This is a genomic window from Fictibacillus marinisediminis, assembly GCF_023149135.1.
GTDB classification, from domain to species: Bacteria; Bacillota; Bacilli; order Bacillales; family Fictibacillaceae; genus Fictibacillus_C; species Fictibacillus_C marinisediminis.
The window spans coordinates 428,188-447,430 of record NZ_JAIWJX010000002.1 but is presented as its reverse complement, the minus strand read 5'-3'; the positions used below and the strand labels follow the sequence as shown (position 1 = coordinate 447,430).

Below are 19,243 nucleotides of genomic sequence, written 5' to 3'. Positions count from 1 at the left end.
TATCCTGTACCTGCTCAACTCGTTTTCGCATAAACACAAGTATCAGTCAGTCTGGTTCCATCTGCAGATAAATCATCGTTTTTGAGAATGCCCTCTAATGGAAAGCCTAATTTTTCAGGTATAGAACGGCTTCTCGTATTTGTAGACTCACATCTGATTTCAATTCTTTTAAATTGCAGCTGTTCCATACCAAGTCCGTCAATTTCTTTACAGCTTCTGTCATATAGCCATGGCACTGAATTTGGTATTGATCCAGTATCCTATTTCGCATTTTGGAATAGTCCAATCGATGCTTTGAAGACTGGTGGTTCCTATAAAATCATTGGATACCATGTGGAAAATCAGGAAACGAAAGTTCTCTCTTTTTAGGAAGTTGATATGGGCCTCCCTCAAGTTAATTTCTGTTTCTTCTACAGCAGGAAGGGTCTGAGCAAATGGCAGCCACGCTTTTAATTCTTGATAAGATGCTTTTATGGCTTGATTGACGATCTTTCCATCTCCAGAACGTAAAGGAGCTCTAAGGATCAGTCTTTCAGTTTCCAATTGAGTTGGAACTCCATTAATATCGGATTCATGGCAATACCCCTCGTTTCATTATTTTTCATCTTTCTTCTAGAACTAAAAAAACTCCCTCCCCCAAGATCAAAAAGACCTTGAGGACGAGAGTTGCAGCATCGTGGTACCACCTCAGTTTGTTCATATGTCACCATATCAACCTCTTCAGGTACTTCCATACCCTATCTCAACTCCGAGGCTTTTTCCGTTAAGACGAATATTGCTCCTTCTCAGCAAATAGGAGCTCTCTGAAAATACTCATTTCCTAACTACTTTTCTCTCCAACGCTTATATCAACATTTGATTTTTTAGATTATATCCTTTATTTACCATGTTGTAAATAAACACGTTGAATCCTGTCGTATGGTGTCGAGTATAAACCGTTTGAAAATAAATGAGTTGATTTTGAACATAAATCAGATTTTTTGAACATAAATCGGCGTTTTTGAACATAAAAACTGTAATTTGAAAATAAAAAATATGGCGTGTCGACTTTGCTGGTAAAAACGGGCGGATTCAGCACTCCCTACACAAAAGATTGCTCTACTTTCATTTACGAATGAACCTTTATAGTACAATGAATATCAATATCATGGTAAAGAGGGATTCGATTGACTACTAAAAAGGAAACGATAAAACCGCATTACCGTAAAATGAGGATAGCTTATAGTATAGCTGTTGGTATCACCATTTTTTTAGGGCTCGCCTCCAGGAAGTGGAGCCATCTTTTTCCGTTAGTTGCAGCGCAGAACGCCGGAGATATGCTATGGGCCATGATGGTCTATTTCGGATTCCGTTTATTACTGGTGCGTAAAAGCCTGCACACATCTTTATGGCTCAGTTTTTTATTCAGCTTCGGCATTGAATTCAGTCAGCTGTATCAGGAAAACTGGATCAAGCCTATTCGTGATACATTGCTCGGAGCATTGATCCTGGGCAAAGGTTTTCTTATTGTAGATCTGATTCGGTACACAGCAGGAATCCTGATTGCCACTATCTTGGATAAAATGACACTTATGTTCACTCTCCGCAAATAAATCGCCAATTTCAGGGCAGGGCTCATTCAATCCGCCAAAATTTGTCCAAGATGATGGTTCATATGATCAATATAATCCCTTACCAGCCACTCTAACGTTTGAATGTTTTGTGCATCTACTTTACATTCAAGCTTCCATTGTTCCTCCGAAACATTCACAAGAAGTGCTGCGATCTGTTTATTGATTGAAATCCATAGCTGAAGAATGTCTTCAACAGTAAATGAATGCTGATAGTCATGAATCTCCACAAAAAAGTCCTGATTATAACTCTTCAGGGTAACCACTTGAGTTGAGGCGATGATATCAACAAAGCGCTGGTGGTTCACATTACCCGAATCACAAAGGTGTCCAAGAATTTCTTTTTTAGACCATTTGGACGGCAGAGGTTTGGCCTCGAGATCCGAAATTGTTTTAATTCTTTTCGGCATTGAAGATAGATTACTTTCTAGCTCAGACACTAACTTATTCATTTAACATCCTCCATCATTTCTCTAAACAAAGGGTCAGAAATTTTTCCTACTCTTTTCTGCATGAAGAGGCTATAGTCCTTCTTGATGATAAATAAACAGGCCTGTTTAATAAACTCGCTTTCATGATCGGGGATAACATAGGTTTGCGGCTTCTTATCCTCAGGCAATGCATTAAACTTTTCCTAGGATTATTATGTAAAATGTCCAAATAACAGACAGGATAGTTATATTAAAAAGTGAATGTAATAGATAAGGGTACCAGAAAATAATTAGGAGGAATTTTTTTGAATAGTCCTGTTTTAACTCAAATAGGAACGGTCTTTATTCCAGTAAGCAACATCGAACAAGCTCGAGATTGGTATTGTGACATTTTAGGGTTACAAGCAGATGGAGAAATACAGTTCGGTCATATTTATGTCATACCTATGAATGGTACAGGGATTGTATTAGACAGCAAGATTTTTTCAGAAGAAAATATCGTAAAAACCCCCTTATTTCATTTCAATACAGAAAATATTGAAGAAGCCTATCAGTTTATGAAAAAAAAGAAGGTTGATTTAATCACTGGAATTGAACATCATCACTATTTTAATTTTAGAGACCCTGATGGAAATCATCTCATGATTTGTAAGTGTTGATAACAATAACGATGGAAGGTGATCTTTTCAATGCGTCACCAAAAAAGAATACGCGATTATGGTATTAAAATAGGATGCTTAGAAACCGGACGCTACAACGCAATTACCGATGTCGAAGGCGTTACAGTCGGCCACGTAACACTTAGTGATCAGAGCATGCAAACGGGAGTAACAGCCATCCTCCCTCACACTGGCAACACGTTTAAGGAAAAACTGATAGCATCAAGCCATATTATCAATGGCTTTGGAAAAACGATGGGTACCATTCAAATGCAAGAGTTGGGTGTGTTAGAAACGCCTATCATTTTAACAAACACCTTAAGTATCGGTACAGCTGCAGATGCCTTGATTCAATACATGCTGGAGCAGAACCCGGAAATCGGCCGATCGACTGGGACGGTCAATCCCGTCATCGGGGAATGCAATGATATGTTCCTCAATGATGTAAGAGCTCAATTTATTGAGAAGGAACATGTTTTTCAAGCCATACATAACGCTTCAACTGAATTTGAGGAAGGAAGTGTCGGAGCGGGAACGGGCATGCTTTGTTATTCCTTAAAAGGAGGAATCGGCACTGCCTCAAGACAGTTTCAATTGGCTCATGGAGAGTACACCATTGGGGTGCTCGTCCTATCGAACTTTGGTATTTTAAGTGATCTCATGATGAATGGCAGGGCGATTGGGCAAGAGCTGAAAGAAGAGCTGCTCCGATCTTGGGAGGAAAAGGATAAAGGATCGATTATGATCATTGTTGCCACGGATCTGCCGGTTTCAGAACGTCAGCTCAATCGCATCATCAAGCGGTCGGTTGCCGGCCTATCACGGACAGGGTCCATCATTACGCATGGCAGCGGAGAAGTTATTATTGGTTTTTCAACCGCCACTAAAATCCCTCATGACAACCCAAACCACTGTTTAAGCATTCCTGCGATTCATGAGGAAGAGATGGATACGGCTTTTCGGGCCGTTGGGGAGGCTGTTGAAGAGTCCGTATTAAATTCTTTAGTGACAGCCACGCATGTCGTCGGAAGAGATGGAAATGAAAGGCCTGCTTTTAAAGATTTAATTCAGGAATTTAATATTAGATTGGCGTAACGTGAAGCCAAAGGGCTCAATAAAAAGGAGCTAACAATAAATTGTTAGCTCCTCAGCTTATGGACAATTATTTTGATTATGGGGTGCCGCTTGTAAGATGAGCATCGAACATGTCTATTATTTCAAGGAATCGATCAGCTTCACGGAAAACATGGTCTGCTAATAGCGGATGAATGATACTCTTTATTTTACATTGCTCAATTAAATCACGTGCCGTTTTCTTGAAGTCCCGAAGAGATGAGACCGACACACGATTCTGATCCAGGAATTGATCCAGAAGAGGAACCGTTTGAGATTGTGGCTTCATCGATTCTAGGTCCCTGGCTTGATACATCAATTGATCAAAATCATTGCTGAAATTTCGGGCGATATCAATTAGCTTCCTTTCGGACGGATCCAGCAGATGACCAATAAATTTAGCATGGTCTGCCATAATCCTTAAGAAGAAGACATTTTCTTTTATAATGGCATCAGGAAGAGGTTTCAATTTCCCTTCATTTAATTCACCTAATCGTTTTCTAAAATAATTCGCTTCCCTGCTTGTATGATCCACTAACAGGGGGAAATTATTTGCCCCTGGCAATTTACATGTAAGAATCAATCCCAGTATTTTTCGTTTAAATCCGAAAATATTGGTTGCAGCCTGTTGTACTTCTGTATTAAATCTTTTAATTTGCTCAGGATCTGTTTGATTTGTAAAGGAATGTGAGGTTTGTTCGATGCGTTCGAACAATCGGTAAAATTGATTAGCCTCATTGATTAATTGAGTATCCTCCGCTCTAAAACCCAATCGGAGAAATAAAGAATGTTCTTTCATGATTCTAGACCAAAAACGAATTTCATTTAATGATCGCTCAACAAAAATCACAGAAGTTACACCCGTATCAGGATGTAATATAGCTTCATCTCCATTCATTCCTAACCCTCCCAGTAAATACAACGTCTATTCTATCTTTATTAATAAATTCAAATAAAAATACCTTCAATGAAAATAAGCTGCCTGATTCGGCAGCCTATTTTCATTTTATTTGTTTAAGTGAGTCTCTTCATTAAATAATACTGCTGATGTTCCTTAGTAGGATTTTCTTGAACTACACCTACAATTTCATATCCATTCTTTTGATAAAAATCCGGAGCTTGAAAGCTGAATGTAAACAGCTGTACCAGTCTGCAATGATTCTCTCTCGCCATTTCCTCTAAACGCTTTAATAGCTCTTTCCCATATCCTTTACCCCTTAGTGATTCATCCACCCATAAGTAATCTACTATAAGTGACGAAGATATTTTTCCTGTTATACCCCCTAAAATGCTTCCATCTTCACCTCTAAGGATAAAGCTAATGTTTTTGACGGGAGGTATGGTCTCATCAGGCATTTTTGACAAATTATATTCAATAACCTTTTTACGAATATAATCACTATCTTCTTGATTCCATTGCTGCGTTATTTTCATTTCCACTTCCTCCGTGATCGTTGAAAACTCTATTTATTAATTAAGTCAGTACCATATGAGTTATCAATTGCACAAAGCCATTCGCCGTTTGAATTTTTCTTAAACACGTATGTTGCTCTTCTATCCATGGAATATTCGGAATCATTTTTATCGGCAGCAAGCAACGTTTGGGAAATAACTAACGCAGTATCCCCAGCCTCTAAAATAGTCATCTCCCCCTGCGTTGGTACAATACTGTTATTAAAATACTCTGCAATGGCAATAAATGCTTTTTTGATTTCTACTTTACCTCGTGCAATCATTCCTGGCTTTACAACCAGAACTGCATCATCAGTATAGTAGTTCATCAGCGTATCAAGATCTTCCTTCTTTATTGCCAAGTCACACTTATTAATTAACTCTTTTAAATCATGTTCCATACTATATTCCTCCCAGCTTTGCTGCACATCATATTACTATCTGTATTACACATGTTTATTTAACTTTCCTTTTAGTTCATATAAAAAGAGGCTGTCCAGAAAGTCGAAAATTGACCTTCAGGCAGCCCCTTTTTGGCTTGAAAAATCTTCAATGAAAAGTTAATTGAAGTGGAAGATGCGAGACTCCTGCGGGACTAGCGTGACAGGTGAGACTCCCGCCGGTGCTTGCACCAAGAGGCTCACCGCACGCCCCGCGGAAAGCGAGCAGCCTGGAACGGAAATCAACAGCTTACAGACTTCTTGGACAGCCCCTTTGGAACCTATTATTTGTTAGGTATCTCAGAAATATATTTTTCAACTACTTGATAAACATAGTTTTGACATGCTTCTGCTGTATTGGGGTTGTATTTACCGCCATTTGTTTTATTATTGGACAATACTCGGATTCCCAAGAATGGTACATTATAGGCCTGGGCCATTTGTGCCGCTGAAGCACCTTCCATTTCTTCCACCGATGTACCGTACTTTGAATGGAACCATTTAATTCGATCCACTTCATTATTCCAAACGTCTGCCGAACCTATCGTACCTTCTACAACCTTACCCTTGGTGTATTTATCTTTAACTTCATTAGCTGCTTCGAGCAAATCCTTATTCCCTGCGTAGAAACGAGGTTTTTCAGCATTCGGATCTTCTCCTGCACTTCCTTCAGAAGCCATAAGATCCATCGGCTTCCATGCTGCAGGATCCATTCCCTCGCCTTCACCCTTCTCCCCTGTTCTTAAAGAGCCGAGATTTACTGTTTGTTTTCCTAACACAATATCAAAAACATTCAGTTCTGGATCATGACCGCCTGATGTTCCTTGATTGATGATGGCAATTGGATGATATTTTTCGATAGCGATCGATGTAGCGGCTGCTGTATTTTCCATTCCCTTGCCTGTTTTTGCCACGATTACGGGATAATGGTTAAGCGTACCTTTATAAAAAACAAAAGTGCCTGATTTTTCCACTTTCACATTCTTTAGCTTTTGCGCAAATTTTTCAGCTTCAATCGGCATCGGTCCTTGAATAACAATCGGCTTATGATGAGACTTGGCTTGTACTGTTTCATTCGGTGAATCAGATCTCCATCCTGCAGCTGCCCCAAGTAACAGTGCTGTAACCACCGCTAATAGAGCGTATTTTGTTTTCATCTTTTTCATATCCATGATCCTCCTAGTGGTTTGATATACTCGAAGATCTGGCCCAAAGAAAAAAGTCCAGACAGGTAGAATACGTTCTACCCACTGGACCGGCGAAAGTCAAAGTATACAAAATGAAATCAGCTGAAAAAAGCTAAAAAATCGAATACTTTAACCCGTAGTCCAGTTCTTGCAATGGGAACCAGGTAGAGACACTCAGACCATATTTCCGAGCATATACGAGTAATGATATATAGAAGATTACTTTGATAATATAGCAAACAACTAAACAATCTACAATAAAAATACGAATTTTATTTACATTAATAAATTTATTGTTCGGTTTTTACCGGCTATTTAAGTTCCTTGATTCAATTGCGGACTATTTTAATATTTACCGCCTCACTGCTAAACTACTGCTGAAATGGCCAGATAAATGCCTATAGCTGCTGCAACAAATAAAATGATAGAAGTTACAGGACTTCTCCTAAATTTAATTCCATAAGCACCTAAAAAGATAGCCGCAGCTAATTTGGAGATGCTTTCATTATAAGCATGGTGTGAAAAATATGAACTGCTAAAAATAATAGAAATAAGTAACGCTGCAATGATTAGCAGTTTAAACCACAGAGGCTCCTTTAGAAATTGTTTCAGCATGAATTTTATCTGCCGCATGATAAAAACCCCTTCTGTATTTTTCATTCTAAGGAAGCTTATGGTGTAGTTTTCATATATAGTACTTTCCTCATCAAGATCCGATGTTTTCAGCTATATTACCCGATGATACAAAAAGACTAGCTTCATCACTATTCTTCCCCTCTATTGTTATTAAACAGATACACTTACTTTCCATATCATATGGTCAAAGCCTTCTTCCCAATAATCCTTAAGCCGGTAATCCGGTTCGCCAAACTTCTTTGTCCAAATTTTTTGTGCGCTGCGGTATCCGCTGTCTAAACAAAATTCGTTAATGCCTCTATTCCGCAGCGTGGCATACATGGTGTTCAATAAGAGATTCCCTATCCCTTTTCTTTGATAGTCAGGATGAACAAATACAGTACCGATCTCAATCAGCTCTTTTAGAGCACCGTTTGTACAAGTACAGATCAGTTCACTTGCGGGACCGTATTCGATGGAACCAACCATTTGATTCCTTTCTATCGCAATTAGGAAATGGCGATCCCTTCCTTCGCTTTTTAAATCACTTTCTAAATAACGCTTCTTACTCTCAATTTCATCCTTTAGATCATCCAGCTTCTCTTCGATTCCCTCTTTAGCAAAGGTATCTGTAATGACGATCCGGAAAAATTCATGTAACGGTGAAAGGTCTTCAATCGCCGGCCTTCTAATCTCAACATTTAACACGAAACTCTCCCTTTCTGCTTCATAAAGCTACAGTAATTATTCTATAGCTTCGGCTAAAAAGCCTTTGTTCAGGTAAGCTGGTTAGACTGTAAAAAATAATAGGGGAAAACCAATGCCCTAATAGTTAAATCACTATTTTAGTAGCAATTGTGCTTGTGCAGAATATACTAAAGTGAATGATGCAAGGAAGATTATCTTTTTGCCATGAAGAGCAAGTGGCTATACCAGCATCCATTCAACGGATTTAACTACGAGGGGGATAAAAGTTTATGAGTTTATTCAATAGGGATATGAATATGAACAACGAAGAAATTTTTGAAATAGGTGCTAATTGCCTTTTGGTACTTGGAAACCGTTTTTTTGCGGTGGTGGAAATTGAGTCAGAGGTTCCTGGAGTGGATCTAGAGGAATTTGTGATTATTCGCATAAATGAAGCGACTGCAAGACGATTAAACAATGCTGGTTTGGAATTGTGTGAAGTTCGAAATTCTGCACCTAGATCAAGAAACGGTGTTGAAGTTGAGTTTAAGTGTATATTTATTAACCGTAATCAGGCCTTTGCATTGTTTGATGTGGAGAACGATTTTGATGAGGCAGTATTTGTAAAGATTTCCATGGAAGAAGCGAGACGATTAATTCGCCAAGGTGCCAGACAGTGTACTGTTATTGATGCGCGCACCAATTCCAATTGTTAAAGAGATGTTATTCCACACATAACACATGCGTGTATTAGCGATGCTGTCAACTTTTCCATCAAGCTGAGAAAATTTCACCCCTTAGATTATAATCTAAGGGGTATTCCTTATGAATCATCAGACTAGTAAACATCATCCTCCCAACACAAGAACTACATATTCAAAAAAAGCCTACGCTTTAAAGGTTTCCCGCAAGTTCTCATGATGGATTGTCGTTGTTTCAAAAGAGAAAAGACGGAAGATCAGCTGAACAAATACTCCAAGTCCAAATGCAGTAACCACTGTTCCCATCCCTAGTGGCCCTCCCAGCAGCCAACCGACCAGTGCAACTGAACATTCCAATGAAGAACGACAGACCCCAATTGGAAGACCCGTGCGCCTACGGATCGACACCATGAGTGAATCACGCGGCCCCGCCCCAAAGCCAGAACTTATGTAAAAATAACTGCCCAACGCTGTGGTAAACAGCCCCAGCATCAGCATACCCAAGCCACTGGGCCAACCGGACGCCTTCGGCAGTACATCGGTCCATAAAATGAAGTCCATGAAAAATCCAATCAGAATCATATTGGCCAAGGTGCCGATTCCAATTTTCTCTTTCAGCAGGATAATCAAACCAACAATAATCACGCTTACTAGAACGGTGGCTTGCCCGATGGTCAATGGAAGATAGTTGGTGAGCCCTGCCTGAAACACTTCCCAAGGACCAAAGCCTAAATTTCCTTTCATAACGATCACAGAGCCCAACGCAAATAAAAAAAGCCCAAACAAAAGCCGTAAGATTCGCAATGATTTATTCATCTCTATACCTCAATTCCCCTGCTTATTGTCCGATTATTTAATGATATGTATAGGTTTCTTTCAAAAACCTTACAGATTGATTGATTAATGATTTTAAGACATCAACGTCAATATCTGCTACCTTATTTATGTACACACACGCTTTTCCAGTGGTATGTTTGCCAAAGTCCTTTAATAATTCCTCTCGTTTCGTGTCACCCGTTGCAAAATACAAACTGATTTTAGCTTTTCGAGGTGAAAAGCCAACGAGTGGCGCATCGCCTTCATGACCGGATTCATATTTATAATGATATGCACCAAATCCAATAATACTCGGTCCCCACATCTTCGGTTCATAACCTGTCGCTTCTGTAAAAATATCTAATAATTTATATGCGTCTTCACGTTTTTTAGGGCTTTCAACATTTTCAATAAACTCAATGACACTACTGTCGGTTTCTTTGGTTTTTAGTTCGTACATGAATAGATTCTCTCCTCTTCTTTAGCCTTAGTTTTACTGCCGATATTCCTGCCTTACCGGTTCAATCTGTGATAGATGTCTATATTCTGCGTTTCTTGGTACAAATCCTTTTATTCCGTGTTTAACTAACCTGAACGTTTCGTCAATAGAAAAGAAAAGGATTTATCATTTAAAAAGACCAGCTTCCATTAGAGCAGCTGGTCTTTACATTCTCTATTACACCAATTGAGTTAAATGTTTCTTTGCTTCATACTCGACAAGTTGTTGACCCTGCTTAATTCGTGCCAGATAATCTGGATTGGCAATAAGCGGCCGGCCAATCGCAGCAACATCAATCGTGCCCTTTTCAAGTGCGGCTTCTGCTGTTTCCGCATCAAGCCCACCTACGCCGACGATAACTCCATCCCAGTGGCTGCGTGTCAATTCATGCATCGTTAACCCTCTGGCAATCGGTTTGGTAAATTCCATGGTCGAAGGGTGAATCATTTCAGCACCCGTTTCTTTAAACGCTTCAATAAATGTTTGAATGGCTGATTCAGGATCTTCCCACATGTAAGTGGGCTGATCAATTTTGAAAGCCGAGAAACGAATAAGGGTACGGTTTGCTCCGACGGCATCAATGACTGCTTTTAGAACTTCCTTCATAAAGGTCAGGCGCTGTTTTAAATCACCGCCGTACCGATCCGTCCTTTTATTCGAAACGTCCGAGTTAAACTGATCGATTAAGTAACCGTGTGCACCATGGATTTCCACACCGTCAAAGCCAGCTTCCATCGCATTTTTTGCAGCTTGTGCGTATTGATTTACGACTTCTTTAATATCATTTTCAGTCATTTCTTCAGGAACATCGAAAGATTTACCGAATCGTGACACTTTTCCTTCAGCCGCAATAGGCGATGGAGCCTGTGGAGGTAGTCCTCCTGCAATTTCGTGATGGCTTGCCCGGCCGACATGCCATATTTGCGCAATAATCGTTCCGCCTTCAGCGTGTACAGCTTCGGTTACTTTTTTCCAGCCATGGATTTGCTCTTGAGTATATAGCCCAGGTACACCAGGATTTCCCTTTGCTCTTGGAGAAATCACAACACCCTCTGTAATGATGAGCCCTACTCCATCTTGAGCTCGTTTTCGGTAATACTCTACGATTTGGTCATTCACCACACCGGTTTTATCATCCGCAAACGACCGGGTCATCGGAGCCATTGCTGTTCTTGTTTTTAAGTTCCATGCACCTATGGTTACGGGTTCAAACAGCTTAGAAATTGTACTCAAATAAATTCCTCCTATTAACCTCTTGTTTATTGAAAAAACTTACTTTAAGTAATCATTATGTGTAAGATTATCTTAGAAAAGGCTAATTTTCAAATGATTGACTCAGGGACTAAATAAAATAAAAAGACCAGCTGCCATCTTAGAGCAGTTGATCTTTCATTGGATTCTAACCCTTGAGTTGATATAAACATTCATGCTGACTTCTTTTCCGCCGTAACACGCTTCTTATCCAAGCCATTAACCACAAGAACACCCGATATGGCAACCAATCCTCCGATCAGCGAAAGGGTACTCGGCCACTCGTTCAGCCAAACCCATGCGGTAAGTATGGCGATTGCCGGCTCCAGGTACATCATGCTCGCCACAGAACTGGCATTGCCTGTCGAGAGGGCAATCGCCCATGTGACATAAGCGATCGCCGCCGGGAAAATCCCTACATAAAGCGCCGATATATGGGCTTCCATGGTAGCGTGCTGAATGGAGTCAAAGAGTCCAGGAGAGAACCAGAAAAAAGGCAGTGTACCCGCCCAGGTCACATAAGCCGTCAGTTCAATCGGCGTATATCGATGTAAGAACGGTTTTTGGAAAACAAAAAAGACAGACGTAGCGACAGCAGCCATCAATACTAAAAAAGCTCCTTTAGAAATCGTCAGGGACGGGCCAGAACTACCCAACGTAATCAATATAACGCCAGCTAAACCGATGCCAAGACCCAGCCATCCAAATCTCCCTAAACGCTCGTTTAATACGAAAACAGCAATGAGCGCCGTAAAGACAGGCGCTGCTCCAATCAGCATGCCGGCAGTTCCTGCCGATACAGTCTGCTCACCGAACGTTACCCCTATGTGATAGATGCTGATTCCAATCCATCCAAGCAGCAAAAGCCTAAAAAGATCTTCTTTTTTCGGCAGCCGAAATTTCACACCCGGCCACAGAGCGTAAAGGATAAAAGCACCGGATGCTATTAAGTAACGAATGAGAACTAAGTGTCCCGCCGAATAACCGCCATGCAGCCCCGCCCGGATGGCCGCAAATGTTGATCCCCAAATGATAATCGTAATAAGTGCCATAAAGAAAGTCTTTGCGTTCAACTCATTCACCTTCAGTTCATTCTTATTTAAACGGACAGAAATAAAGAGCTGCAGCAGCAACTCCATTCTTAAACCGATATAGCGAAAAGGACCTTGTTTTATTTAACATGAAAGTCAGGCGCTTTATCCGGCACAAGATTTAAGATGATGTTATGTTCCAGGAGCGCCTTTAATCCACAGAGGACCATCGTGTACCCTCCCATGGAATCAATGGCGGTATTTACGATCTCATCTCCACTTCCTTTAAATCCCGAGTTAAGTATCGTGACCATCGTCTCGTTATCTTTTCTGGAAACAAAGGTCCACTCCACCTCTGTTCCGTCCGACGATTGAATATGAATGCGTTCGTTTTCCTCTAGTCTTTTTACAAAAACGCGATCCGATACACCGTACATCTCCCATTCCCATTGGATTTTTTTCCCCTCTTCTACTCTGCCGCTGCTTTTAGTGAACCAAAATTTGGTCGTAATCGCCGGTTCGATAAAAGCCTCAAATACGACTTCCACCGGTCTTCTAATAAGCATTTCTGCTCTTACAACCGGTGTGTGGTATAGCTCAGGCATCATGAGATCTCCTTTCATTATGGATGAAGCACTACACGATATACAAATACAGATTTTGCTTCCGAATAAGCTTTGATCACTCTGTACACTTCTCTTTGTTATGGGAGAATCCTGCTTAGGAGTTTATTATAGAAAGCGGAAACTGCACTTTAGTTGTTCAAAAATTGAATACTGTGATCAAACAGTTCATCGATCCAGCTCAGTCTTCCGAAAACATGGTCAACACCCTCCATTAAATGAATGCCGCGATCGTTGTTCACATACGTATCGTAATACCTTTGTCCATATTCATGAGGAACCGCTTCATCCTCTGTCCCGTGAATAATCATGACCGGATTAGTGTATGATGTGATTTCATGATAGAGATTACGATTTTTTAAATCTTCATAAAATCCACGGCCCAGCTCAAGTCCATTTAAATCCACATTTCCGTTCGGAAGCTTGGGGTATTTTTCAAAATAAGAAGCAGCCAGCTTATTCATGTTGCCAGCTGGTGCCCATAAGCAAACTTTATGTATGTCATTAGGAATTTCCTTGGCCACTTGGGCAGCAACCGCACCACCCATACTGTGCCCCACTAACATAACTTTCGTTGAATCCACCCAGTCCAACTTTTTAACGAAATTCACGATTTCTATTCCCTCATGCACTTCCCCGCTGAAGGTCATCTCTGAAAAAGAACCATCACTTTCACCCGAACCCGAAAAGTCAAACCGCACACAGCCGATCCCCTGTTTTGCCAGTTCACGGGCATATCGCACCAACAAGAAATGATCATCAATTTTAGAACCCGTTATCCCATGAAAAAGAATAGCCACAGGACTTTTTGATGAGCCGTCTGATTCCGGTTTATGAGCCATCCCGCGCAGGGTTAACCCGTTGATTTCAAGTGTTATGGAATATTCGATAGTAATCAAACCTCCCTCTTAATCTTCTATAGAAACACGTTCAAAATGCTCAACCGTTGGAAAGGGATCATAGAAATGATGCAGTTGCTGCTTCCATTCTTGATACTCACTGGATTTCCTAAAGCCTACCGTATGATCCTCTAAGCTCTCCCACTTCACCAGTAACAAATATTTCCCCTTCACCTCCATACATCGCTGCAACTCATGAGATCGGTATCCCTTCATGGAGGAAATGATGTTTGACGCCTTACGAAACGCTTCCTCATATTCCTCTTCCATGCCTCTCTTTACCTGAAGCATAACAGCTTCCAAGATCATGTCATCACCCCTTTTTATAAAAGTATATCATTACGAAAAAAAGAGCTGACAAAGCAACTCGTATCATGGCACTAAACGGGTCTGACCATCGTAATAAAATCAGTTCTTCCATTATTGAACTGTATTTGCTTAACAAAACCAAGTTTCTCATAAAGATGAATGGCTCGATGGTTAAATGCTGCAACCGTTAAACGAATGGAAACACCGCTAAAGGCAGCTTGAATATGGCGAAGAATGAACGAAAAGAACTCAGAACCGTAACCCTGGCCTGTTAGCTCAGGGGTCATCCCAATCCCAAGATCAATCAAATCATCAGAATAAGCACCATATTGGTGACCGGCAGGTACTTGAGCCGAACTTCCGGTACAAAAAAATCCTGCGATACCTTGATATCGATCCAAGATTACTCGATACGAGTTGTCCAGCATTTCCTTCATAGAATCAGGGCTTACTTCATTGTTATAAAAATCGTAAGGAGCATCATATCTCCAATTCAGAATATTTACTGCAAAATCCTCATTGATGTCTACAATCGATAACTGCATGTTAATCCCCTTCAGTTTCAGTCAGTTGATTTATAATTTTTAATTCGCCACGGCCTAGATTTTCACCTTCTACTGTTTCCTCTTGTGGTTTCAGATTATTATAAACAATAGCCTTAAACGAACATAGGATGAATCAACATGGATTTTGGAAATGAAACGAGGTTACGTGATGGCAAGATTGAATACCGAATCTATTCAGCTTTTGAATCATAAAGATATCCCTTCAGATCGGCTGACCTTTCTTGTGCTGGGAGACAGTCATGTACGGACAACGGGTTATGACCGTATACGAAATCGTTATATACTCGATACAGCAGGAGAGAGATATCGCAGGATTTTACAGCACATGGCGAGGAATTACAGCAGCACCGCCTCTTTTGTTGTGCATGGCGGCGATACGATCGGTGAGGGAAATAAAGACGAAAATATGAAAGCTTTTGCCGCCGTGTCAAAGGAAGTCCTTTTCGCTGCGAGTCTCCCCATCTTTGTTAGTATCGGCAACCACGATATGATCTGGGAAAATGGCGACCTCCCCACCCGAATCTTTGAAAAATATATAGGAAGTGTCCGCCAGGATATTCATATACACGGGGCAAACGTTCATCTTATTCGGATTCCGACGTATTTCCCTGGATTAGCCGGAGCTCCCTACTTTCGTCCGGCCGATTTGGCCTGGCTCAAACAAAGAACAGCGGCATCCCGCCATGTTCTCATCGATTTCCATGCCGTTTTAAGAGTGGGCAAAAATAGAAGCTTTCCAGAAGGTCATTATGCAGTTCTTTCAACTCCCGAAACCGATGCCTTCTTTCAAAACATCAACACCAGCGTAAAAGCGATCTTCAACCATCATCGTCATACGAGCTACGAATATACGATCGAGACGACACTCGGAGGCACCTCCGTCCAGATTCCATACCTCATTACAGGATGCGGTGGAAACGTAACAAGCCGGCCAGACTGCCCCAATTACTATGCAGTAACATGGAATAACTTCAATACTTCCAATCCAACCATGTCTTATACACCTGTCCGTGTGCCGGGGCTATAAGAAAAAAGAAGGCTGACCCAGGTACTCACCGATCATCGTGAGTAGTTGTGGTCAGCCTTTCTTGCAGATCATTTTTCAAGCATGTCTTTTATTTTCTTTAAATCTTTCATGTTTGCTCTCTTCATTATGGAAGACATAAAAGGAGAAAACATCCTGGAAAAGCCGCTTGGATTTCCTTTGTTTCTTAATGTCATGCGTGTATGATTCTGATCAATCGCATGCCATGTATAGATGGTCTCCATCGGAAAAGGTCCGTTAGCTGTCTTCATCACCAGTTTGCTTCCCGGAATAAATTCAATGATTTCATAAACATAAGCAAGTTCCCGGCCAAGAAATTTCGCTTTAAAAGCGATTTGAGAACCGACCTTGAGCGGTTTTGGCGTGATCCACTCAGCGGAATGGATATTCACATACCACTCAGGCGCATGATCAGGATCTGCTGCATACTCTGATACTTGTGATACAGGGCGGTTAATGTTGATTTCGGTAAAAACGTCTACCATCTTGGCTTCCTCCGATTATCACAGCTATCATTTATTTTCCACGTAATTTTTAAGAAGGGTTCCAAGAAGATACTCCCATCCTTTAGCGTGTTCTTGTTCCCATTGCTCTTGCAGGATACCAGATGCTGAATGAGAAAGTTGAAGCAATGTTCCTCCTTCTTTCTCGAGAAGACGATACGTATAGGCGCTGTTTACAGCTCCCCGCATGCCAAGGTGTCCGTGCAGACGAATTTCTTCAGGAGCATTTACATAATACACATTGCCCCAGACTGCTCCCTCATTCTCTCCCCATTTTTCCATGAAGAGCCCCCCTGGTACCGGATCGAATGTAAAATGAGAAGACACTCCTTTTGGTGCGATACGAAACTCCCACCAATCTCCAGCCTTTTCTGTTAACGCTTCGAAAACATCTTCCCTTGATGCACTGATAAATACCTCTTGTTCAATATGAAAATCCTTAGTGTTTGCCATTGTTTCTTTTCCTCCCTTTTTTTCTGCAGCCGACTGCAGATTTAACAACGAGCTGGCCGTTGTCTCCATATATTTTCCTACCCAGCGGTTATGCACTTCTTGAAGAGGCACCGCATTCAGAAAGTTCCTTTTATATTTACCTTCACGCCGAACGAGCACCAAGTTCCCTTCCTCCAGAATCTTCAAGTGCTTCATGATAGCGTACCTGGTGACTTCCGGAAAGAATTCGTTTAGTTCACCTGTTGTTTTTGGCGATTGCTTGAGAATATCGAGAATTCGCCTTCGGATCGGGTGTCCTAATGCTTTAAATACAATAGAAAGGTTTTCATCCATTTCAACGATCCTTTCAGTAAAATAGATAGGCTGGTTAACATGTGAATGAAAGGTCACATGTAATAAGTGACCTTATGGTAACACGTTCTAAAATCTTCGTCAATAACCTTTCCATAAAAAAAGGAGGACAGCTAAATTTAGTCTGTCCTCCTCCTTGCTATCGGACTAATTTAAAAACCCATGAATCGCACCAAGCACCGTGAAAATGACAAGGTGGTCTCCAATCGCAATGAAAAATGATTTCCTGGACATCAGTCCGAACAATGAATTCTTTAAATAAACGAGCGTAATAAGCAAGCCGATGATGAAACCCATCCCGAGCCCGGTCCCTAGAGTGTCTGCCCCAATGGACTGGACAAGGACGGCCATGAAAAATGAAATGATAAATGCGGTAATCACGGAATAGATGTAGTTTCCCGGCCCTTTGCTTTCATTGGCTGCAAATTCCTTATGAGTGCTTTTCTTTTTTTCTGATAAAACAATGGAATAATAAATGCCGCCATACAGCATATAAACAATACCGCCAACGATGATCGGCAAGTAATTGAGACTGCTTAAATCCAAATTTTTGTTCTCCTTTATACTTTGTGATAATGACCGACATTTATTTTATCGGCATCTTTTTCAAAATTAAAACAGGTGCCTGGCACCAAGACCAAGACACCTGCATTTTATTTGAATCTCCATATCCCACCGACGTGTTGGCAGAATCGTTAAAATTATCCATTTTCCCCGTAAAAATTTTCAAAAGAACTGATTATTGTTGAAATCCCTATGAAAAGAAACCCTGTTCCTCTCATTGCGGGTCCATCAAAATCATTACGAAATAATCCAGCAACAAAAATGATTAGTGCCGTAGCTGCTAAAACAATATTGATTGCCGAAAGAATTTTAGAGCGAAACTTGCCTTCTTACTGTTTTTTACCAAAAAGAAAACGTGATAAGAGAAACCTCTATGCTAATAATAAATTTGTTCATCTTGAACGAATGTCAGGAGGTAATTTTGATGCAAAACCAGTACAGCCAACAAACGAATCCGCCCAATTTCAATACACAGCAAGTACCGAACCAAATGAATCATGGAGGTCATGAAGTATTTGACCTTCACGAGATCCTTTCGGGGTTAATCAACGTTCTTGATCAATACATGATGTTTCGATCCTTTGCGAAAGATCCAGAGTTGATCGACATCCTGGACAGGCAATATAGGTTTATTCTTGATCATTACAACATACTTTGTGAATGCTTTACGTCGGGTGCAAATCCCTCTCACCCGACATCAGAATACAGGATGAAGCAGAACAACACAGTTACCTATGGGCTAAAGCCTTCACAGCCTAAAAAGCCGAATCAATCCATTTCAGAAATTAAGGATCAAGGCCTTTCAGGTCATATGCTTGGCCTCATAAAATCCACAGCCTCCCTGCTCACGATGACTTCAGTGGAAGTAACGAACCCCGTTGTCAGAAGGGTCATGGCTGACAATGCAGCCAACTATGTCGAGATGGCTTATGAAATTTTTCTTTACCAAAATAAACACCAGTATTACCAGGTACCACAATTATCACCTCAAGATATGCAGCAGATGACCCAAAGCTTTATTCCGGCAACCAGCCAGCCCCAAATGCCGTCACAAGGGCAGCAGCCTTTTCAACAATAATCAAAGAAACTAAGAAAACTCGCCAAATCGGCGAGTTTTTCATTCGCTTAAAATCCTGCGATCGCAAACCATACAATCGGGAGAAAATAAAAAAAATTAATCCCTAATCCAATTAGGCTGCAAATTTTCCCTGAAGAAGCTAACCGCTGATCCTTTTGATTAATACTGACTATCTCTTTGATGATCGACAAAATCCCGAATAGAAGTGAAAGCGTTGGCTTGAAATGAAATTCCCTCATCCTAAGCCTTCTTGAAATCAAACATCATATAAAGATATTTACTCCCGTTTGAAAAATTTTAATCCAAAGGCCAATTGGTACACTTAAAAATACGATTATGTTACAAAATAGATAGGAGAGG

The 19,243-nt window shown here is 40.8% G+C and carries 24 protein-coding genes, 2 pseudogenes and 1 riboswitch; of the genes and pseudogenes, 6 read left to right on the top strand and 20 right to left on the bottom strand.

The features are described from left to right. Nucleotides 1-14: 14 nt before the first annotated feature. Nucleotides 15-575, bottom strand: a pseudogene (locus LCY76_RS02550) (GNAT family N-acetyltransferase). 633 nt (nucleotides 576-1,208) lie between these two features. On the opposite strand from LCY76_RS02550, the gene LCY76_RS02545 reads away from it, so the two are divergent. Then, on the top strand, nucleotides 1,209-1,592 hold the full coding sequence (locus LCY76_RS02545) for a ribosomal maturation YjgA family protein (RefSeq protein WP_419714972.1): 384 nt from the start codon (nucleotides 1,209-1,211) through the stop codon (nucleotides 1,590-1,592). Nucleotides 1,593-1,618: 26 nt separating this feature from the next. Here the strand turns inward: LCY76_RS02545 and LCY76_RS02540 are convergent, their stop codons facing one another. Beyond that, nucleotides 1,619-2,062 (bottom strand): DinB family protein, encoded by a 444-nt coding sequence (locus LCY76_RS02540; RefSeq protein WP_248251325.1) that lies wholly within the window; start codon nucleotides 2,060-2,062, stop codon nucleotides 1,619-1,621. Between the two features lie 284 nt (nucleotides 2,063-2,346). Between LCY76_RS02540 and LCY76_RS02535 the strand changes: the two genes are divergently transcribed. Together LCY76_RS02535 and LCY76_RS02530 are read left to right on the top strand one after the other, a co-directional pair. Beyond that, nucleotides 2,347-2,700 carry a VOC family protein gene (locus LCY76_RS02535; RefSeq protein WP_248251324.1) on the top strand — a complete coding sequence of 118 codons (354 nt, stop codon included), beginning with the start codon at nucleotides 2,347-2,349 and terminating at the stop codon, nucleotides 2,698-2,700. Between the two features lie 30 nt (nucleotides 2,701-2,730). Beyond that, nucleotides 2,731-3,795 carry a DmpA family aminopeptidase gene (locus tag LCY76_RS02530; protein ID WP_248251323.1) on the top strand — a complete coding sequence of 355 codons (1,065 nt, stop codon included), beginning with the start codon at nucleotides 2,731-2,733 and terminating at the stop codon, nucleotides 3,793-3,795. Nucleotides 3,796-3,871: 76 nt separating this feature from the next. Here the strand turns inward: LCY76_RS02530 and LCY76_RS02525 are convergent, their stop codons facing one another. The 6 genes from LCY76_RS02525 to LCY76_RS02500 all read right to left on the bottom strand — a co-directional run bounded on the left by LCY76_RS02525 (nucleotide 3,872) and on the right by LCY76_RS02500 (nucleotide 8,215). Next, a complete protein-coding gene (locus LCY76_RS02525; protein ID WP_248251322.1) occupies nucleotides 3,872-4,711 on the bottom strand; it encodes a DUF2935 domain-containing protein in 840 nt (279 codons plus the stop codon). A gap of 116 nt (nucleotides 4,712-4,827) precedes the next feature. Continuing rightward, entirely contained in the window at nucleotides 4,828-5,247 is a 420-nt protein-coding gene (locus LCY76_RS02520) for a GNAT family N-acetyltransferase (protein WP_248251321.1), read from the bottom strand. Between the two features lie 29 nt (nucleotides 5,248-5,276). Continuing rightward, nucleotides 5,277-5,666 (bottom strand): YybH family protein, encoded by a 390-nt coding sequence (locus LCY76_RS02515; RefSeq protein ID WP_248251320.1) that lies wholly within the window; start codon nucleotides 5,664-5,666, stop codon nucleotides 5,277-5,279. Nucleotides 5,667-5,989: 323 nt separating this feature from the next. Beyond that, a complete protein-coding gene (locus tag LCY76_RS02510) occupies nucleotides 5,990-6,871 on the bottom strand; it encodes a 5'-methylthioadenosine/S-adenosylhomocysteine nucleosidase (protein WP_248251319.1) in 882 nt (293 codons plus the stop codon). A 138-nt stretch (nucleotides 6,872-7,009) separates the two neighbouring features. Continuing rightward, a riboswitch (purine riboswitch) is annotated at nucleotides 7,010-7,113 on the bottom strand. A gap of 145 nt (nucleotides 7,114-7,258) precedes the next feature. Continuing rightward, nucleotides 7,259-7,525, bottom strand: a complete 267-nt coding sequence (locus tag LCY76_RS02505; RefSeq protein WP_248251318.1) for a hypothetical protein — start codon at nucleotides 7,523-7,525, stop codon at nucleotides 7,259-7,261. Between the two features lie 153 nt (nucleotides 7,526-7,678). Then, nucleotides 7,679-8,215, bottom strand: a complete 537-nt coding sequence (locus LCY76_RS02500) for a GNAT family N-acetyltransferase (RefSeq protein WP_248251317.1) — start codon at nucleotides 8,213-8,215, stop codon at nucleotides 7,679-7,681. A gap of 269 nt (nucleotides 8,216-8,484) precedes the next feature. Here LCY76_RS02500 and LCY76_RS02495 point away from each other — a divergent pair, with 269 nt between their 5' ends. After that, complete coding sequence (locus LCY76_RS02495; protein ID WP_248251316.1) at nucleotides 8,485-8,910, top strand: hypothetical protein; 426 nt, start codon at nucleotides 8,485-8,487, stop codon at nucleotides 8,908-8,910. A 171-nt stretch (nucleotides 8,911-9,081) separates the two neighbouring features. Here the strand turns inward: LCY76_RS02495 and LCY76_RS02490 are convergent, their stop codons facing one another. From LCY76_RS02490 to LCY76_RS02455, 8 genes and pseudogenes are all read right to left on the bottom strand, one after another. Further along, complete coding sequence (locus LCY76_RS02490; RefSeq protein ID WP_248251315.1) at nucleotides 9,082-9,711, bottom strand: YczE/YyaS/YitT family protein; 630 nt, start codon at nucleotides 9,709-9,711, stop codon at nucleotides 9,082-9,084. Nucleotides 9,712-9,748: 37 nt separating this feature from the next. Continuing rightward, nucleotides 9,749-10,171: a DUF1801 domain-containing protein gene (locus LCY76_RS02485; protein WP_248251314.1), complete on the bottom strand. Its 423-nt coding sequence runs from the start codon at nucleotides 10,169-10,171 to the stop codon at nucleotides 9,749-9,751. Nucleotides 10,172-10,387: 216 nt separating this feature from the next. Beyond that, nucleotides 10,388-11,431, bottom strand: a pseudogene (locus tag LCY76_RS02480) (alkene reductase); the annotation flags it as partial. Between the two features lie 203 nt (nucleotides 11,432-11,634). Beyond that, nucleotides 11,635-12,600 carry a DMT family transporter gene (locus LCY76_RS02475; protein ID WP_419714916.1) on the bottom strand — a complete coding sequence of 322 codons (966 nt, stop codon included), beginning with the start codon at nucleotides 12,598-12,600 and terminating at the stop codon, nucleotides 11,635-11,637. A 32-nt stretch (nucleotides 12,601-12,632) separates the two neighbouring features. After that, entirely contained in the window at nucleotides 12,633-13,097 is a 465-nt protein-coding gene (locus LCY76_RS02470) for an SRPBCC family protein (protein WP_248251313.1), read from the bottom strand. A gap of 149 nt (nucleotides 13,098-13,246) precedes the next feature. Next, the gene (locus LCY76_RS02465) at nucleotides 13,247-14,014 is read right to left on the bottom strand and encodes an alpha/beta hydrolase family protein (protein ID WP_248251312.1); all 768 of its coding nucleotides are present in this window, start codon (nucleotides 14,012-14,014) and stop codon (nucleotides 13,247-13,249) included. Between the two features lie 9 nt (nucleotides 14,015-14,023). Continuing rightward, on the bottom strand, nucleotides 14,024-14,323 hold the full coding sequence (locus tag LCY76_RS02460) for an antibiotic biosynthesis monooxygenase family protein (protein WP_248251311.1): 300 nt from the start codon (nucleotides 14,321-14,323) through the stop codon (nucleotides 14,024-14,026). Nucleotides 14,324-14,394: 71 nt separating this feature from the next. Continuing rightward, nucleotides 14,395-14,868 (bottom strand): GNAT family N-acetyltransferase, encoded by a 474-nt coding sequence (locus tag LCY76_RS02455; RefSeq protein ID WP_248251310.1) that lies wholly within the window; start codon nucleotides 14,866-14,868, stop codon nucleotides 14,395-14,397. A 169-nt stretch (nucleotides 14,869-15,037) separates the two neighbouring features. Here LCY76_RS02455 and LCY76_RS02450 point away from each other — a divergent pair, with 169 nt between their 5' ends. Further along, a complete protein-coding gene (locus LCY76_RS02450) occupies nucleotides 15,038-15,916 on the top strand; it encodes a metallophosphoesterase family protein (RefSeq protein WP_248251309.1) in 879 nt (292 codons plus the stop codon). Between the two features lie 68 nt (nucleotides 15,917-15,984). On the opposite strand, the gene LCY76_RS02445 is transcribed toward LCY76_RS02450, so the two are convergent. The 3 genes from LCY76_RS02445 to LCY76_RS02435 all read right to left on the bottom strand — a co-directional run bounded on the left by LCY76_RS02445 (nucleotide 15,985) and on the right by LCY76_RS02435 (nucleotide 17,787). Next, nucleotides 15,985-16,419: an SRPBCC family protein gene (locus LCY76_RS02445; protein WP_248251308.1), complete on the bottom strand. Its 435-nt coding sequence runs from the start codon at nucleotides 16,417-16,419 to the stop codon at nucleotides 15,985-15,987. A 27-nt stretch (nucleotides 16,420-16,446) separates the two neighbouring features. After that, a complete protein-coding gene (locus LCY76_RS02440; RefSeq protein ID WP_248251307.1) occupies nucleotides 16,447-17,223 on the bottom strand; it encodes a helix-turn-helix domain-containing protein in 777 nt (258 codons plus the stop codon). Nucleotides 17,224-17,388: 165 nt separating this feature from the next. Next, nucleotides 17,389-17,787 carry a DUF1761 domain-containing protein gene (locus LCY76_RS02435; protein ID WP_248251306.1) on the bottom strand — a complete coding sequence of 133 codons (399 nt, stop codon included), beginning with the start codon at nucleotides 17,785-17,787 and terminating at the stop codon, nucleotides 17,389-17,391. Between the two features lie 442 nt (nucleotides 17,788-18,229). Between LCY76_RS02435 and LCY76_RS02430 the strand changes: the two genes are divergently transcribed. Then, on the top strand, nucleotides 18,230-18,883 hold the full coding sequence (locus tag LCY76_RS02430; protein WP_248251305.1) for a spore coat protein: 654 nt from the start codon (nucleotides 18,230-18,232) through the stop codon (nucleotides 18,881-18,883). Nucleotides 18,884-18,930: 47 nt separating this feature from the next. Here the strand turns inward: LCY76_RS02430 and LCY76_RS02425 are convergent, their stop codons facing one another. Continuing rightward, nucleotides 18,931-19,122, bottom strand: a complete 192-nt coding sequence (locus LCY76_RS02425; RefSeq protein WP_248251304.1) for a hypothetical protein — start codon at nucleotides 19,120-19,122, stop codon at nucleotides 18,931-18,933. Between the last annotated feature and the right edge of the window lie 121 nt (nucleotides 19,123-19,243).